Source organism: Micromonospora sp. CP22 (genome assembly GCF_009712475.1).
Lineage (GTDB): Bacteria > Actinomycetota > Actinomycetes > Mycobacteriales > Micromonosporaceae > Micromonospora.
In genome coordinates this window covers 1-16,786 of record NZ_VCJO01000010.1, presented here as the reverse complement: position 1 = coordinate 16,786, position 16,786 = coordinate 1, and the positions used below count along the sequence as shown (strand labels likewise).

The 16,786-nt window shown below is 72.1% G+C and carries 16 protein-coding genes and 1 pseudogene; 11 read left to right on the top strand and 6 right to left on the bottom strand.

The annotated features are described in order from the left end of the window. The first annotated feature begins 17 nt into the window (after positions 1-17). The 3 genes from manD to FF096_RS17360 all read left to right on the top strand — a co-directional run bounded on the left by manD (position 18) and on the right by FF096_RS17360 (position 3,782). Positions 18-1,247 carry a D-mannonate dehydratase ManD gene (gene manD, locus FF096_RS17370; protein ID WP_309223481.1) on the top strand — a complete coding sequence of 410 codons (1,230 nt, stop codon included), beginning with the start codon at positions 18-20 and terminating at the stop codon, positions 1,245-1,247. After that, a complete protein-coding gene (locus tag FF096_RS17365) occupies positions 1,237-1,773 on the top strand; it encodes a gluconokinase (protein WP_155219574.1) in 537 nt (178 codons plus the stop codon). Before manD ends, FF096_RS17365 begins: the two co-directional genes overlap by 11 nt. A gap of 179 nt (positions 1,774-1,952) precedes the next feature. Beyond that, positions 1,953-3,782 (top strand): AMP-dependent synthetase/ligase, encoded by a 1,830-nt coding sequence (locus tag FF096_RS17360; protein WP_309223480.1) that lies wholly within the window; start codon positions 1,953-1,955, stop codon positions 3,780-3,782. A 58-nt stretch (positions 3,783-3,840) separates the two neighbouring features. Here FF096_RS17360 and FF096_RS17355 read toward each other — a convergent pair whose 3' ends face one another. Together FF096_RS17355 and FF096_RS17350 are read right to left on the bottom strand one after the other, a co-directional pair. Continuing rightward, positions 3,841-4,668, bottom strand: a complete 828-nt coding sequence (locus tag FF096_RS17355) for a sterol desaturase family protein (RefSeq protein WP_155219571.1) — start codon at positions 4,666-4,668, stop codon at positions 3,841-3,843. Further along, on the bottom strand, positions 4,665-5,381 hold the full coding sequence (locus FF096_RS17350) for a FadR/GntR family transcriptional regulator (RefSeq protein WP_155219568.1): 717 nt from the start codon (positions 5,379-5,381) through the stop codon (positions 4,665-4,667). Before FF096_RS17350 ends, FF096_RS17355 begins: the two co-directional genes overlap by 4 nt. A 184-nt stretch (positions 5,382-5,565) precedes the next feature. Here FF096_RS17350 and FF096_RS17345 point away from each other — a divergent pair, with 184 nt between their 5' ends. The 7 genes and pseudogenes from FF096_RS17345 to FF096_RS17315 all read left to right on the top strand — a co-directional run bounded on the left by FF096_RS17345 (position 5,566) and on the right by FF096_RS17315 (position 14,111). Continuing rightward, positions 5,566-6,522, top strand: coding sequence for a hypothetical protein (locus tag FF096_RS17345; RefSeq protein WP_155219565.1), 957 nt, complete (start codon positions 5,566-5,568; stop codon positions 6,520-6,522). A 145-nt stretch (positions 6,523-6,667) separates the two neighbouring features. Beyond that, a complete protein-coding gene (locus FF096_RS17340; protein ID WP_155219563.1) occupies positions 6,668-7,375 on the top strand; it encodes a hypothetical protein in 708 nt (235 codons plus the stop codon). Positions 7,376-7,608: 233 nt separating this feature from the next. Beyond that, positions 7,609-9,279 (top strand): serine/threonine-protein kinase, encoded by a 1,671-nt coding sequence (locus FF096_RS17335; protein ID WP_155219560.1) that lies wholly within the window; start codon positions 7,609-7,611, stop codon positions 9,277-9,279. Between the two features lie 42 nt (positions 9,280-9,321). After that, on the top strand, positions 9,322-10,290 hold the full coding sequence (locus FF096_RS17330; protein ID WP_309223479.1) for a hypothetical protein: 969 nt from the start codon (positions 9,322-9,324) through the stop codon (positions 10,288-10,290). A gap of 462 nt (positions 10,291-10,752) precedes the next feature. Continuing rightward, positions 10,753-11,358: a lytic polysaccharide monooxygenase gene (locus FF096_RS17325; RefSeq protein ID WP_309223478.1), complete on the top strand. Its 606-nt coding sequence runs from the start codon at positions 10,753-10,755 to the stop codon at positions 11,356-11,358. Between the two features lie 163 nt (positions 11,359-11,521). Next, a pseudogene (locus FF096_RS17320) lies at positions 11,522-12,271 on the top strand (hypothetical protein); the annotation flags it as partial. A gap of 529 nt (positions 12,272-12,800) precedes the next feature. Beyond that, positions 12,801-14,111, top strand: a complete 1,311-nt coding sequence (locus FF096_RS17315; RefSeq protein WP_155219554.1) for an MFS transporter — start codon at positions 12,801-12,803, stop codon at positions 14,109-14,111. Here the strand turns inward: FF096_RS17315 and FF096_RS17310 are convergent. Continuing rightward, positions 14,087-14,506: a YchJ family metal-binding protein gene (locus tag FF096_RS17310; RefSeq protein WP_309223477.1), complete on the bottom strand. Its 420-nt coding sequence runs from the start codon at positions 14,504-14,506 to the stop codon at positions 14,087-14,089. The genes FF096_RS17315 and FF096_RS17310 overlap by 25 nt on opposite strands. 65 nt (positions 14,507-14,571) lie before the next feature. Here FF096_RS17310 and FF096_RS17305 point away from each other — a divergent pair, with 65 nt between their 5' ends. Next, positions 14,572-15,159 carry a hypothetical protein gene (locus FF096_RS17305; protein WP_155219551.1) on the top strand — a complete coding sequence of 196 codons (588 nt, stop codon included), beginning with the start codon at positions 14,572-14,574 and terminating at the stop codon, positions 15,157-15,159. On the opposite strand, the gene FF096_RS17300 is transcribed toward FF096_RS17305, so the two are convergent. The 3 genes from FF096_RS17300 to FF096_RS26715 form a co-directional block, all read right to left on the bottom strand. Continuing rightward, entirely contained in the window at positions 15,131-15,745 is a 615-nt protein-coding gene (locus tag FF096_RS17300) for a class F sortase (RefSeq protein WP_309223476.1), read from the bottom strand. The genes FF096_RS17305 and FF096_RS17300 overlap by 29 nt on opposite strands. 134 nt (positions 15,746-15,879) lie before the next feature. After that, positions 15,880-16,371 carry a hypothetical protein gene (locus FF096_RS17295; protein WP_155219548.1) on the bottom strand — a complete coding sequence of 164 codons (492 nt, stop codon included), beginning with the start codon at positions 16,369-16,371 and terminating at the stop codon, positions 15,880-15,882. Positions 16,372-16,600: 229 nt separating this feature from the next. Beyond that, on the bottom strand, positions 16,601-16,786 hold a 186-nt coding region (locus FF096_RS26715; RefSeq protein ID WP_230462701.1), incomplete at its 5' end, for a hypothetical protein.

Genomic DNA, 16,786 nt, shown 5'->3' with positions numbered 1-16,786 from the left:
GGAGAAAGGCACCCCTCGTGAAGATCGTGGCCGCCGACGTCATCGTCTCCAGCCCGGACCGCAACTTCGTCACACTGAAGATCACCACAGAGGACGGCATCACCGGCCTCGGTGACGGTACGCTCAACGGGCGTGAACTCTCCGTCGCCTCGTACCTGCGTGATCACGTGGTGCCGCTGCTGCTCGGGCGCGACGCGCACCGCATCGAGGACGCCTGGCAGTTCCTGTACCGCTCGGCCTACTGGCGGCGTGGGCCGGTCACCATGGCCGCCATCGCCGCGGTCGACGTCGCGCTCTGGGACATCAAGGCCAAGGCCGCGGGGATGCCGCTCTACCAGCTGCTCGGCGGGGCGTCCCGCAACGGCATCATGGCGTACGGTCACGCCTCCGGGCGGGACCTGCCGGAGCTGTTCGACTCCATCCGGGCGCACCTCGACCTCGGGTTCCGGTCGATCCGGGTGCAGACCTCCGTACCGGGCATCAACGCCGTGTACGGTGTGGCCGCCCAGCCCAGCGCCGACGGCAAGCGCTACGACTACGAGCCGGCCCAGCGCACCCCGCTGCCGGCCGAGGAGGACTGGGACACCCGGGCGTACCTGCGTCACCTGCCCGGCGTCTTCGAGGCGGTGCGCAACGAGTTCGGCCCGGAGCTGCCGCTGCTGCACGACGGGCACCACCGGATGACCCCGATCCAGGCGGCGAAGCTGGGCAAGGCCCTCGAACCGTACGACCTGTTCTGGCTGGAGGACTGCACCCCGGCGGAGAACCAGGAGGCGCTGCGGTTGGTCCGGCAGCACACCACCACGCCGCTGGCCATCGGCGAGGTCTTCAACACCGTCTGGGACTACCAGACCCTGATCCGGGAGCAGCTGATCGACTACGTGCGGTCCGCGGTCACCCACACCGGTGGCATCACCGCGATGCGCAAGCTGCTCGACTTCGCCGCCCAGTACCAGATCAAGTCCGGTATCCACGGTCCGACCGACATCTCCCCGGTCGGTATGGCCGCCGCGCTGCACCTGGACCTCGCCATCCACAACTTCGGCATCCAGGAGTACATGCGGCACGGCCCGCTCACCAACGAGGTGTTCCGCCAGTCGTTCACCTTCACCGACGGCTACCTGCACCCGGGGGAGCAGCCGGGTCTCGGCGTCGAACTGGACGAGGAGGCGGCCGCCCGGTTCCCGTACCAGCCGGCGTACCTGCCGTTCAACCGGCTTCAGGACGGCACGGTCCATGACTGGTGACCGGTCGACCCGCCACGTGGTGGTGATGGGGGTGTCCGGTGCCGGGAAGACGACCGTGGCGCGGGGAGTCGCCGCGCTGACCGGGCTGACCTTCGCCGAGGCCGACGAGTTCCACTCGGCGGAGAACGTGGCCCGGATGCGGGCCGGCGTCCCCCTGGACGACGCGGCCCGCTGGCCGTGGCTGCGTTCCCTGGCCGACTGGATGGCCGCCCGCCACCGGGAGGGTGTGTCGACGGTACTGGCCTGCTCGGCGCTGCGGCGCGCCTACCGGGACGTGCTTCGGCAGGGGCCGCCGGAGGTGGACTTCGTGCACCTGGCCGGGCCGACCGAGGTCATCCGGGAGCGGCTGACGCTGCGTTCGGGGCACTACATGCCGCCGAGCCTGCTCGACTCGCAGACCGCCACCCTGGAGCCGCTGCACCCGGACGAGCAGGGTTTCGTGCTCGACCTGCGCGGCACCACCGACGAGTTGGTCACCGCCGCCGTGGTGCGACTCGGGCTACCCGTGTCCCCGTCCCGCACCTGAGCGCCCGCACCCCGCCCACGCCCCCCTCCGCGCGATCAGCGGCGTGGGCGGTGGGGCGGCCCGCAGGCCCGCGCGGGCGGCCGGGTTTGCCGGTTCCCGGGACGCGGCGGGATGTCGAGGTCGACCATGGAGGGCGGTGGCGGCAACGCCGGCGGTGACGCGACGGCAGGTGGACGGGCGTGCGGGAGACAACGGTCGAGCCGATCGTCAGGGGCGACGAAGGCGGCCTGGCCGAGCAGGTGTGGCGCAACGCGGCCGAGGACCCGGACGCGGTGCAGTTCATCCGGCCCGACCCGGACCCCCGGTCGTGGCCGGTCCGCCGCTCCGTCGGCGGCCCGCTGCCGGTGACCTGCCGTCAGTTCCGCGACGATGTGCTGGCGGTGGCCCGAGGTTTCGTCGCCGCCGGCATCACCCGGGGCGACCGGGTGGGTCTGCTCAGCCGCACCCGGTACGAGTGGAGCATGGTCGACTACGCCCTCTGGGCGATCGGCGCGGTGAGCGTGCCGATCTACGACACCTCCAGCACCGAACAGATCCGCTGGATGCTCGGCGACTCCGGCGCGGTCGGCTGCGTACTGGAGACCGCCGACCACGCCGCCGCAGTCGCCGGTATGCGGACGGAGCTGCCCGAGCTGCGGCAGACCTGGCGCATCGACGCCGGTGACCTGATCGACCTGGTCGCGCGGGGCCGTGCCGTCGACGCCACCGAGGTGGACGCCCGCCGCACCGCGGTGACCGGCGACGACATCGCCACGATCGTCTACACCAGCGGCACCACCGGGCCGCCGAAAGGCTGCGTCTTGACGCACCGCAACCTCTCGGCCGACGTCGGTAACGCCGTCGCGGTGTTGCCCGAACTGCTGCATCCGGGTGCGTCGACGGTGCTGTTCCTGCCGCTGGCGCACGCGTTCGCCCGGCTGATCCAGATCGGGGTGGTGCGGATCCGGGCGACGATGGTGCAAAGCGCCGACCTCTCCAGCGTGCTCGACCAGCTGCGCCGTTTCCGACCCACGTTCATCCTGGCCGTCCCCCGGATGTTCGAGAAGATGCACGACCATGCCCGACAGTCCGCCGAGGACGCGCACCGGGGATGGCTCTTCGGCCTCGCCGAGCGGGTGGCCGTGCGGTACAGCCGGGCGTTGGACACGCCGCGCGGGCCGGGCGGGCTGCTTCGCCTGGCGCACCTGGTGTTCGACCTCGCCGCGTACCGCCGGTTGCGCGCCGCCCTCGGCGGGCGGTGCCGCACGGCCATGGTGGGTGGCGCGCCGCTGGCGGAGCGGCTGGGGCACTTCTTCCGGGGTGCGGGCGTCACGCTCCTGGAGGGGTACGGGTTGACCGAGACCTCACCGGCGTTGACCGCGAACCTGCCGACGGCGATGCGGATCGGCACGGTCGGTCGGCCACTGCCCGGGGTCGCGATCCGCGTCGCCGACGACGGTGAGGTCCAGGCCCGGGGAGAAGTGGTCTTCGGCGGCTACTGGAACAACCCCGAGGCCACCCGGGAGGCGTTCACCGACGACGGGTGGTTGCGTACCGGCGACCTCGGCCGCATCGACGACGACGGTTTCCTGCGGATCACCGGGCGGACGAAGGAGGTCATGGTCACCGCCGCCGGCAAGAACGTCGTCCCCGGACCGATCGAGCAGTGCATCCGGGAGCATCCGCTGGTCAGCCAGGCGATGCTGGTCGCCGACGGTCGCCCGTACGTCGCCGCGCTGGTCACCGTCGACCCTCGGACGTGGACGCGGTGGCGGGAGCAGCACGGACGCTCCGGGGCCTCGGTGGCGGCGTCGCGCGACGATCCGACGCTGCGCGGGGAGATCGAGACCGCGATCGAGCGGGCCAACCGGAGCGTCTCGCGAGCCGAGCAGGTCAAGGCCTTCCGGATCCTGCCCCGGGATCTCACCGAGGCCGACGGTGAACTCACCCCCACCCTGAAGATCAAGCGTGAGGTCGTGCGGGAGCACTTCGCCGACGAGATAGACGCCCTCTACCAGGGGCACCGGTAGCCCACAGTGGTCACCACCGCCGGTCGGCTCCGGCCGTTGCCGGAGCCGACCGCGGCGCTCACCGGACCGGCTGCCAGCCCGGGCGGCGCAGCAGGTAACCGAGCCGCTCCCGCCAGGACCGGGCGGTGCGCAGGTCCCGCCAGATGGCCGCGTACTCGTGGGTCGCCACCCGCAGCGGGTTGTAGGTGCCGATGTTCTTGGTCAGGCCGTACCGGACCGTGTCCCCCTCCGCCTGGAAGGTGCCGAACAGCCGGTCCCAGATGATCAGGATGCCGCCGTAGTTGCGGTCCAGGTACTCGGTGTTCGAGCCGTGGTGCACCCGGTGGTGCGAGGGGGTGTTGAACACCGCCTCGATCGGTCGGGGCAGCACGGTGATCCGTTCGGTGTGCAGGAAGAACTGGTAGAGCAGGCTGATCGACTGCTGAAGGAAGATCATCCACGGCGGCATGCCGAGCAGGGCCAGGCCGAGCCAGAACGGCAGCGAGGTCATCGGCGTCCAGCTCTGGCGCAGCGCAGTGGAGAAGTTGAAGAACACGCTGGAGTGGTGCACCACGTGCCCCGCCCAGAGCAGTCGGACCTCGTGGTGGGCCCGGTGGAACCAGTAGTAGGCGAAGTCGTCGGCGAAGAACAACAGCACCCAGACCCACCAGTCGCCGGGGGAGAGGCTGAACGGTGAGATCGTGTACGCGGCGGCGTACAGGCCGACCGTGAGCAGCTTCCAGGGCACACCGATGACCTGACTGCCGGCACCCATGGTGAGGCTGGTGGCGGTGTCCCGGGCCTCGTAGCCCCGCTCGGTGTCGTCGGGCGCGAACCGGTACGACAGCGCCTCGACGATGATGAGCAGCAGGAACGCGGGGATGGCGTAGAGCACGGCGGGGATCATGCTCGACTGTCCTTTCTGGTGGGCGCGGTCAGCGGGGCGGTGAGCAGGGAGCGGGCCTGCTCGGCGGCCTCGACGTCCCGGCCGTCGGCGATGGCCGAGGCCAACCGGCGGTGCCCGGTGACGTCGAGCAGCTCGGTGGCGCGTCGCGCCGGTGGCACCTCGGCCACCGCCAGGGCACCGGCCACCAGGCTGTTGAAGGCCAGCAGGTAGGCGGTGTTGCCGCAGCCGTCCAGGATGAGCCGCCACACGGCGATGTTGGCCTCACCCATGGCGGTCAGGTCGGGGGCGAGGTCGGCGAACTCCTCGACCGCGTCCACGATCCGCCGCCGCGCGGTGGCGTCGGCGCGGCGGGCGCACAGCCGGGCCGCGTCCACACCGATGCAGGCGCGCATGTCCATCATGTCGCGGACCAGGGTGGCGACCGGCAGGACGTCGCCGGAGCGCACCAGCGACAGGGCGAGGTCCAGCCCGGCGTGCACCCGCCAGTCCAGCACCCGGGTCGCGCCACCCTGGCTGACCCGGACCAGGCCGAGCTGCTGCAACCGGCGCAGGGCCTCCCGTACCGCGTGGCGGTTCACCTGGAAGGCCGCCGCCAGCTCCCGCTCGCCGGGCAGGGGGTCGTCGGTGCGGTAGGCGCCGCTGACGATGGCGTCGCGCAACTGTCCGAAGACGAGGTCGGAGACGGAGGCCCGAGTCACGGGGGCGAATTCCATGCTCCGCAGTGTGGCCCGGGACACATCAACCCGTCAACTGGTTGTACCAGTGGGGCGCAATGACCGACACGCCGATCGACCGTGACCGTTTGATCGCAGTGAGTTAGGGTGTCTCGCGGGTGGGCGGTGATTGTTCGGGTACAGGAGGCGCCGGGTGACGACACGACGGCGTGGCCTCGTACCCGTGATCCTCCGACTTGGATTCCTGGCGGTGGTCGCCGCAGCGGCTTGGTGCGCCTACAACCTCGCCGCGACCTCTTCCGCCCACGCCGCCGAGGATCCGTCGGCCGCCGCGCCGGAGGCCCCGGCCACCTCGGCCGCCCCGGCCACCTCGGCTGCCGATCTCGTCCGGGTCCTGCTTGATCCGCCCTCCGACCAGACACCGCCGGGGGAGCGGTCCGGCCCTTCCGCCGTCGCCGAGCCCGCAGAGCAGCCGACGCGCTCTGTCGGCGGGCAGCCGGCGCGGGACGACGCGCCACTACCCGACCGGACCCGTCACGATCCACAGTCGATCGAGCCGACTCCGTCGGAGCCGGCAGTGGTGCCGGCCGCCCCCGGGTTGGGGGACGGGGCAACGCCGCCTGACCAGGCGGCCGACGAGCCGCCCCGGGGCCAGCCGGACCTGACGCCCGTGCTCGACCTGCTGGAGCCGGTGCTCGACCTCCTGGAACCCGTGGTCGGCCCGCTCCAGCCCACTCCGGCGTCGACGCCGACGGAACCGATCCCGCAACCCGATCCCACCGCGTCGAGCGCACCGGCAGTCGGCCCCGCGCCGCCGGACACACCGGGGCCGGTCGACCTGCGACCAGGCGGCGTCGCACCGGCTCCGTCCGCCGACCGCGTCACCCGCCACGGCGTCGTCCCGGCAGCAGCAGCCATCCGATCGCAGGTCGGCGACGAGGTCGCCGACGGTGGCCAGTCCGACCGGGACCGGCAGGCCGAGCGCTCGCCGGGCCAGAAGCCACTGTCCCCGGCACCCGCCGGCAGCGGCGTCGACAAGACCCCGACCCCGCACAACGGCCCGGCGGACACGGCGGCGGCCGGCTGGTCACCGCCGTCGTTCAGCGGTCGGGTGTCCCGGTCGGCGCGTACCCGCCGCCGGCCCTCCCGCGCGCCACGCCCGGACACCCGACCGGCCTGACCGGCGCGCCCGCCCGGCTCGTCGTCGCGGTCGCGCGGCACCAGCTCACGTCGGCCGTACGCCGCCGACCGTCCCGGCCACCCGCCTGTCGCGCGGTGCCCGGACAACCACGTCCTCGCCAGCTCACGCTTCCCCAGGAGTGCCCATGCACGTCACCCCGCCGGTCAACCGTGCCCGATGGTGCGATCTCGACTGGATCGTCGATCTGCTCACCGCCACGATCGCCCCGACCTCGCTCGGCGCCTGGCTCGTGCCCGACGAGCGACGACGCCCCGCCGTGATCGCCGCCGTCGCACGTATCTGGACCGAGCACGCCCTGCTGTTCGGCGACGCGTTCCTGCTCCAGGACGGGACCGCCGCCACCGTCTGGTTCCACCGCTACCGCCCGATCCCGCCGCCGCCCCGCTACGACGAGCGCCTCGACGACGTCGGCGGGGAGCACGCCGTGCGTTTCCGTCAGGTCGACACCGTCCTCGCGGCGCGGCGTCCCGTCGAGGCGCACAACCACCTCGCGTTCCTCGCCGCGCCGCCGGACGCCGACCGGGCCGGCCAGGCCGCCGCCGTCCTCGCCGGCAGTCACCGGCACATGGACGGCCTCGGCCTGCCCAGCTACGCGGAGGTACACGGCGACGAGGACGTCCGGCTCTATCGCCGACTCGGCTACCGGGTCTGGCAACGCCCGTCGGGTCCGGGAGGGCACCGGGTCAACCTGCTGTGGCGGCCGGTCCCGTCGGTCGGGATCAACCCGTCCACGTTTCCGGCGCGGCGGGTGCGACCGGCCGGGCAGCCGGTACCGGCCGAGACGGTCGTGGTGGCCGCCGACTCCGCCGGACGAGTCGGCGTCGGGTCCTGAGTCGACGGGGTGGGTGTGCGGGGCGGCCCCGGTCGGCTCGCACACCCCGGTCAACCGCCGGTGCCGCAGGTGTCGCCGCAGCTCAGCCACGGTGCCCGCAGGACGGGTCAGCAAGCAGCCACCCGGTGGGGTCGGTACACCCACCGGGCTGATGGCGTCGCCGGTGACGGTGACGATAATGATCGCGTGTGCTGCGGCAGTGTCCACTTGCGCCAGAGACGGATAGTGGCGACATGAGCGGTTGGCAGGTATCCGGTTACACCCCGGTCCGTCGGCTCGGTGCCGGTGCCTCCGGCAGTGTCGACCTCGCCGTCCACGACGCCACCGGCACTCCCGTGGCGATCAAGTACCTGACCGCGGCGGCTGACGACGAGCCGGTGCGGGCCGACTTCCGGGCCGAGGCGCGGCTGCTCGCCGACATCGACCACCCGTACATCTGTCGCCTGTATGAGTACGTCGAGGCACCCGGCGGCGCGGCGATCGTGATGGAACTGGTCAACGGCGTGTCGTTGCGCCAGATGCTGCGCGCGCAGGGCCCCACCACGCCGGAGTCGGCGCTCTGCGTACTCAAGGGCTCCCTGGCCGGGCTCGGCGCGGCGCACGCCCGGGGCGTGGTGCATCGTGACTACAAACCCGAGAACGTGCTGGTGACCGCCGAAGGCACGAGCAAGCTCGCCGATTTCGGCATCGCCATGCCGACCGGTGCCGCCTCCGGTGGCACGGTCACCGGCACCCCCCGCTACATGGCCCCCGAGCAGTGGTCCGGTGCCCCGGCGAGCCCGGCCTGCGACATCTACGCCGCCACCGCCACCTTCTTCGAATGCCTGACCGGCCACCCACCGTTCGACGGGCGGGATTTGATCACCCTGCGCGGGCAGCACCTCAACGCGCCGGTTCCCGCCGACCAGGCGCCGCGCCCGATGCACGGCCTGTTGCGCGCCGGGATGGCCAAACGACCCGATGACCGGCCACAACCCGCGCAGGTCTTCCTCGCCAACCTGGAGGAGGTGGCCGTCGGTGCCTACGGAGCCGACTGGGAGGAACACGGGTGGCGTGAGCTGGCGCGTCGGGCGGCGCTGCTGGCGGCGCTCTTCCCGTTCCCGGACGGCAACGGCGGCGGCATCAGCGTGGCCAGCACGACCCTCAGCGCGTCGGCAGCGTCAACGGCGGTTGACGAGCCGTCCGTACCTCGGCGGACCGGCCGGTCCCGGGCGGTCCTGGTCGGCACCGGCCTGGTGGCCGCGATGCTGGTCGGTGGTGCCGGGCTCAGCTACGCGGCGAAGGACGACCCGTCGGAGGTCGGGTCCGCGTCCACCGAGACCCGCACGGATCTGACCACCGCACCGACCGGCGTGGTTCCGGCCGCGCCGGAGCCCACCCCCACGGTCGACGAGCCGACGGCCGACACCCCGGCTCCACCCACCCCGACCGGCCCCGGAGCCGTCCCGACCGGCGGCACGTCGGTCGAGCCGAGCCCGTCGGTACGCCCGACGGACACCACCCCGAGCGCGACGCCGGAGCCCACGTCGTCGACCAGCCCCGCGCCGCCGTCGGACACCACCGCGCCCACCGTCAACCGGGTCACGGCGAGTCCGACCGAGCTGGATCCGGCGGGCTGTCCGTTCGGGCCGACCTCGAGCACGGTCACCGCGCTCGTCGCCGACGACACCACCGGCCCGAATGAGCTGCGGGTACGTCTGCGCTACACGCTGGAGGGGCGGGCGTACGAGCAGAGCATGGCTCCGCTGCGCAGCGGCCAGTTCCGGGGTGTGCTCGGTGATCTGCCTCGGCCCGGCGACAGCACTCGGATTCCGGTGTCGGTCGTGGCCACCGACGCTGCCGGGAACACCACCACCGGCGGGGCCGGGTACGTGACCCTCTACTCCTTCTGTACGCCCGGCTGACCGGAACCCGTACGCACCCACCGAACGCAGGAGACGACAGCGGTGAACCAGCCGGACGACGCCACGCAGGCCCTGCCCACCCAACGGGTGCCGGCCGAGCCATCCGTCACCCTGCCCGCACACCCGCCCTCCGGACCGGCCCCCACGATGTCGTGGGGCGCCACCGAGCCGACCGTGTCGTTGGGCCGTGCCGAGCCGACCATGGCGATGGGTGGTGCCGAGCCGACCATGGCGTTGGGTGGCGGCGAGGCGACCGTGTCGTGGGGTGGCGGCGAGCCGACCACGGCGATGGGGCGTGCCGAGCCGACTGTGGCGATGGGTGGTGGCAGGTCGACCACGCCGTGGGGTGGCGACGAGGCGACCATGTCATCTGGCGGTGCGGAGCCGACCACAGCGTCGGGTGGTGGCAGGTCGACCACGGCGTGGGGTGGCGGCGGCGCGCCGACGGCGTCGTGGGCGGGGACGGCGGACGTCACCCGTACCGGCAATGCTCCCGCACCCACCAGCGTAGGCGGCGGTGAGGTGCGGTTCGGTCCCGGCGTGCCGGTGGCCCCACCGGAGGCACCGGCCTGGCCGGTCGCCGCGCCGCCGCCGCGCCGGCCGTCGACCCTGCGCCGCCTGACCGCCGTGCTCTCCGGCGTGCTGAGCCTCGCGCTGCTCGTGGTGGCGGGGTTGTGGATCTGGCAGCGGCTCAGTCCGTTGGAGATCACCGAGGTGACCGCGAGTGTGCCCCGACCGGCCGGTGAGCGCTGCGACGTCACCGTCGACGTGGTCGCCACCGTTTCGACCAACGGCCGCGCCGGGGTGATCGAGTACCAGTGGTTGCGGACCGGCAGTGCGCCGGGTGCCCTGCTCACCGAGCGCGTCGGGTGGGGACAGCGTAGCGTCGAGTTGACGTTGCGCTGGTCCTTCACCGGGGTGGGCAGCACCACCGAGACCGCGACGGTGAACATCGTGTCGCCGGCACCCGTGCAGGCGGCGACCGAGGTTTCCTACACCTGCCCAGGCTGACCCCCACCCCACCCCACCCCAAGATCCGCGCAACTTCAGGGATGTTGCTGCCTGAACTCCTATTGATGCAGCAACATCAGGGAAGTTGCGCGGATCTTGGGGTGGGGTCCAGGGTCCGGGTGGACGGTGATGCCGGATCGATGCACTATGGGCGGTGCGTAGTCAACCGCCGAAAGTTTCGATCCTGGAAGTTCTTCGGATGATTAAGAGGGTGTCGGAGTGGTCCATCGTCGCAGGTAGATGCGGCATTGGCGGGCTTTCGCGGCGACTCGGGACACCTCAGTCCACAGTGATACCAAATAAGATCATTGTTGACATTCATGTACGTCAATGTTTCTCTGTCGGTGGAAGCGCTCCCACACCGATACCACCGAGGAACGGAGGACGCACATGCGTTCACGCAGGCCCGATCACACCGGCGGATCCCGGTCAGCCGTCCGCCAGCCACTTCGGGCGTTTGCCGTGCTGCTCGCGATGATCGTCGGTGTGCTGCCGTGGGCCAGCCCGGCCCAGGCGCACGGCACCATCATCAACCCGGCCTCCCGTGCCTACCAGTGTTGGCAGAGCTGGGGCAGCCAGCACACGAACCCGGACATGCAGCAGCAGGACCCGATGTGTTACCAGGCTTTCCAGGCCAACCCGGACACCATGTGGAACTGGATGAGCGCGCTGCGGGACGGCCTCGGCGGGCAGTTCGAGGCCCGTACGCCCGACGGGCAGCTGTGCAGCAACGGGCTGTCCCGCAACAACAGCCTGAACCAGCCGGGAGCATGGCGGGCCACCAACGTCGGCAGCAACTTCACCGTCCACCTGTACGACCAGGCCAGCCACGGTGCCGACTTCTTCCGCGTCTACGTCAGCAAGCAGGGGTTCGACCCGACCACCCAGCAGCTCGGGTGGGGCAACCTCGACTTCATCACGCAGACCGGCCGGTACGCGCCGTCGCAGAACATCTCGTTCAACGTCTCGACCTCCGGTTACACCGGACGCCACATCGTCTTCGTCATCTGGCAGGCCTCGCACCTCGACCAGGCCTACATGTGGTGCAGTGACGTGAACTTCGTCTGATCGGCACCCGACAAGACCCGTCCCAGACTCCGACCCAGGACCCCGGTCCTGGGTCGGAGTCTGTCAGTCGGGCGGACGCACACGGAGGGGCGGTGTTTCTGGTTCCCGCCGGTCGGGTAGGTCGGGCCAGACGAGTCACCCGCCCCCTGTGGAGGACCATCCGATGCGAGACAACTTCGGTGACGCGGTGGGGGACACCCTCCGTTCGATACTTCTCTTCCTGCCCAAGGCGCTGGCCTTCGTGGCGATCCTGGTCGTCGGCTGGCTGGTCGCCAAGGCCGCGCTGAAGGTCGTGAACCGGCTGCTGGAACGGGTCGGCTTCGACCGCGCGGTCGAACGCGGCGGCATCCGCCGGGCCCTGGCCCGATCCCGATACGACGCCAGTGACATCGTCGCCCGGCTCGCCTACTACGGGATCCTGCTGCTCACCCTCTACCTGGCCTTCGGGATCTGGGGTCCGAACCCGATCTCCGACCTGATCGGCGGGGTCATCGCCTGGCTGCCGCGCGCCTTCGTGGCGATCGTCATCGTGGTCGTCGCCGCCGCCATCGCCAGTGCGGTGAAGGACATCATCTCCGCCGCTCTCGGCGGCTTGTCCTACGGTCGGCTGCTGGCCACCGTCGCCTCGGCGTTCATCATCGGTCTCGGCGTCATCGCCGCGCTCGACCAGATCGGGGTCGCCACCGCGGTGACCACCCCGGTACTGATCGCGGTGCTGGCCACCATCGGCGGCATCCTCGTGGTCGGGGTCGGCGGCGGTCTGGTGCGTCCGATGCAGAGCCGGTGGGAGACCTGGCTCGCCCGCGCCGAGCAGGAGTCGCGGACCATCGCCGAGCATGCCCGGGCCTACTCCGCCGGCCGTCACGACACCGTGGACCACCTCGCCGACCCGGAGGCGACCCAGGTCGTCACCCGGCCCGACCCCGAGCCGACCACGCTGTTGCCGCGCCAGGATCCCGCTCCGTCGCAGCCGTCGGTGTCGTCGGCGAGTGACCCGGAGGCGACCCAGGTGATCACCTCCGCGCCGCCGACGCAGCCGGACGCCACTGGCGATGCCGAGCAACACGACCGTCTCGCCGACCCTGACGTGACCACGGCGCTGCCGCGCGAGAATCCGGCTTCGTCGCCAGCCTCGGCGAGTGACCCGGAGGCGACCCAGGTGGTCACCCCCGCGTCGGTGCCGGTGCAGCCGGACGCCGCCGACAGCGACTCGACCATCGTCCTGCCGAAGGCCGACGAGCAGCGCTGACCGACGGGTGGAACGGGGCCGACCTGCGGTCCCGTTCCGCCCGGACAGCGGGCGACAGCGGGTGAAACCCGTTCGCCGGATGCACTAACATCAGCGCCATGACCTGGCGACATTGATCCGACCTCCGAGGCCGAGGGCCGCCACGGGCACCGTGACTCCGGCGTCCGTGACCCGTCCCATGTGAAAGGCCTCGATGACCTCGCCCATGTCACGTGCCCGCCGTCTGGCCGGCACGCTCTACGCGTACGCGTTCCTCACCGACCTGGTGCTGCTCTACCCGGTGTACGCGCTGCTCTTCGCCGACACCGGCCTGTCGGTAGGGCAGATCTCCTCGCTCTTCGTCATCTGGTCGCTGGCCAGCATCGCACTCGAGGTGCCCTCCGGAGCCTGGGCCGACGCGACCTCTCGACGGCGGATGCTCTGCCTCGCGCCGCTGTGCTCCGCTGCCGGCTTCGCCCTGTGGATCCTCACACCGTCCTATCCGGCGTTCGCCGTCGGGTTCGTCCTCTGGGGCGCCGGCGGTGCGCTGGCCTCCGGCGCGACAGAAGCTCTGGTCTTCGACGAACTCGACCGCCTCGGTGTCGCCGACCGGTACGCCCGGGTCATCGGCCGGGCGCGTACCGCCGGGACCGTCGGGGTGCTGGGGTCGATCGTGCTCGCCGGTCCGGTGCTCGGGTTCGGGGGCTATCCGGCGGTGGGCGCGGCCAGCGTCGCGGCCTGCCTGCTCGCCTGCGCGGCCGCCGTGGGTTTCCCGGAACACCGTCGGACCGTCGTCTCCGCCCCGGTCGGAGGCGGGGCGGGGACGACAGCCGGGAGCACGGTGACGCACGCCGGTGCGCCACCGGCTGGGGACGAGGACGAACTCGGCTGGTGGCAGGGCCTCCGGGCGGGCATCGCCGAGGCGCGCGGCGACCGGTCGGTGCGCCGGGCGGTGCTGCTCGTCGCGGGGGTCGGTGCGGTCTGGGGCGCGTTGGACGAGTACACGCCCCTGCTGGCCCGCGACACCGGCGTCGCGCTGACGACCGTGCCGCTGCTGCTCCTGGTCCTCACGGTCGGGCAGATCATCGGCGGTCTGCTCGCCCCGGCCGGGGAACGCCTCGGCAACCGTGGGTACGCGCTGCTGCTGGTCGGCTCGGCGGTGGCCCTGGCCGTCGGCGCGCTGGCCGGACACCCGGCCGCCTTCGGGCTGCTGGCGGTGGCCTTCTGCGGCCTGCAACTGGCCTCGGTGCTGGCCGAGGCGCGGCTACAGAACCGGATCGTCGGGCCGGGGCGGGCCACCGTCACCTCGCTCGCCGGCATGGGCACCGATCTGACCGTCATCGGCGTGTACGCCGGGTACGGCCTGGTCGCCACCGTGGCGGGTAACCCGGTGGCGTTCGCGGTCGCCGCCGTGCCGTACCTGGTGATCGCGGTGGTGCTGGCGGGAGGTGACCGGAGACGACGCGTGCCGGGCGGGAGGCCGCTGGTGGGTGACTCGCTTCAGCCGGGTTCGTCGTCCAGGTAGACCCACCGGCCGTCCTCGCGGACGAAACGGCTGCGTTCGGTCACCGTGCCCGGCTCGCGTCCCTCCCGGTAGTGGGCCCGGAACCGTACGGTGCCGGTGCTGTCGAACAGTCCGCCTCCCTCGGTGTCGAGCACCTCCAACCGGGTCCACCGCTGGGCCGGATCGAGGTGCAGCCGTGGGGGCCGGGTGCGCGAGTGCCAACTGTGTAGCAGGTAGGCCGTATCGCCCACGGCGAAGGCCGCGTACCGGGAGCGCATCAGTGCCTCGGCGGTGGGCGCGTCGGCCTCGCCCCGGTGCAGCCGACCGCAGCAGTCCACGTACGGAAGACCCTGCCCGCACGGGCACGTCCCGATCGTCCCGGCCGGGTCACCTGTTCGTCTGTCTCGCTTGGCCACGGCACCATCCTCCCGGTCGTGGTGTCGGCCGGGAGCATCGGGGCGACCGCACGCCATCCGTCGGTGTGACCGCCGATCGGCCTCGGGCGGTGGGTCAGCGGGCGCTGCTGCGAGCGCCTCGACGGCTGCCGAACGTCTCCATCGTGCTGCCCCGTTTCGCTGGTGCCGTACCGGCGGAACGGGGCTGGGAGGCGGCGGCCTGGGTGGCCGAGGTCTTCCTCGTCGGTGCCCGCTTCGCGCTCGTCGCCGGTCCCCTCGTGGTGGACGCCTTCGCCGGTGTCGTCGCCTTCTTCGCGGGCGCCTTGCCGGCCGGAGCGGTCTTCTTCGCTGCGGTCGCCTTGGCGGTGGGCCGTCGGGCCGGGGTGGCGGTGGCGGAGACCGCCTTCTTGCGGGCGACGCGGGTACTCGTCGGGGTGGGCTTCCGGTCGGGCGTCTTCGCGGCGGTGGCCCCGGTGGCCCGCTTCGCCCTGGTGGCCGCCTTCTTCGCCGCCACCTTGCGTGGTGGCGGGCCGCCCTTGCTCGCGCCGGTCCGCTTCGTGGCCCGTGCTGCCTGCGCCATCGTCGCTCCTCGGTTTCTGCCGTGGGGTGACGGTTCTTCCCGAGGGCCCGACGGTCAAACGCGGTTCACGATGCCCGGGTGGCGAACACGATGACGTTGTCGACGTACTCGCCGTCGTCCCGATCGAACCGGCCACCGCAGGTGACCAGGCGGAGCCCGGCCACCTCGCCGGGGCCGTAGACCAGGTCGGTGGGGAAACGATCCTTCGGGTACGCCTCGACGCCGTCCACCGCGAAGCGCACCAACCGGTCGTCGGTCCGGACGACCTCGATGATGTCGCCGGGACGCAGCCGTCCCAGGTGGAAGAAGACGGCCGGCCCGGCGGGGGAGTCGACGTGGCCCACCAGCACCGCGTTGCCGGTCTCGCCGGGGCTGACGCCGGGCCGATACCAGCCCGCCACCCTGGGCAGGTCCAGCGGCGGCACCTCCAGCGCCCCGGCGGCGTCGGCGGCGACGGCGACCAGCGGCGCGCGTACGTCGATGGCGGGGATCCGCACCTCGACGGGGTCGGCCCGGGACAGCGGCGGCAGGTCCGGTGCGGGCGCCGTCCGGTGCGGAGCCGCCGCGCCGGACGGTTGCGGAGGTCGGGCCGGCAACCGGGTCACGCCCGTGCCGACCAGCGCGAGGCCCGCCACCGCGAGCACCACGATCAGGACCTTGCCCAGGTGGTACGCCCGCACGGGAACCTCCGTTCGCCGGTGCCCGCCGTGGCGGGGCGAGAGGGGAGGGCTTCGCCTGCGGCCTCACCTCGGGTGCCCGCACCGTGGAGCACGGTACGGGCACCCGCCGCAGGATGGATGGGGTGAACCGCGGATCAGTGTGTCGCGGCGGTGATGGCGTGGCGACGCCGCCGGGCCAGGATCACGGCCCCGCCGAGCGCGGTGGCCAGGAGGGTGACGCCGGTGGCCACCGTCCCGGCTCCGTCGGTGCCGTCACGGCCACCGGCCGCGGCACCGCCGATCGGGGTGACCGTGAAGGTCGCGCTGCCATCGGGCGTACCGTCACCGCAGGTGGCGGCCACCGTGTAGGTGCCGAGGGTGAACCCGGCGGTGAACAGCTCCGCACTCAGGCCGCCGCCGGCCGCAGCGGTGGTGGAGCGGACGTTCTGGTCGCGGTCGGGCCCGGTGACGTGGAAGATCGCGTCGCCGGACGCCGGGTTGCAGGTTGTCGCGGTCAGTACGACGGTTCCGCCGACCGGCGTGGTGGCCGGTGACACGGTGGTGTCGGCCAGCGCGGTGCCGGGCAGCAACAGCGCGCCGAGGACGATGCTGCCCGCTGCCGGTATGAGAACTCTTGTTGCCTTCATACGCGTCTTCCCTCACTTTTCGTCCGCTGACTGCGTGGGACGTCGTTCGGGTGGCCAACTCCGTGACTAGCACCGGTGTGCCCAACACTAGGTGGGCTTGGGCCTCGATCCGGTGAAAATGAGAAATCTTCGTTGCCGTCCGGTGTCCCCCCGGGAGCCGTAGCCGTCGCCGAAGGGTGGTCTGGGTCCGCCCTGTCCGGCTGGTGCGGGTGTGGTCGGCTCGTGCCGTTCAGTGCGCGCCGCACCCTGGTTCGTGGGTGGGTTCGCACCAGGTGCGTCGGGTGTCCGGTTGGCGCTGTGCGGAGCGGGTGCGGTGGTTGGCTGGGGGTGGAATGGGTGGCGGGTCGGGGGCGTTGTAGACGGGTGAACGGCCGACGACCGCGCCCGTGCCGTCGGGAATGACGGCGGAGTGGTG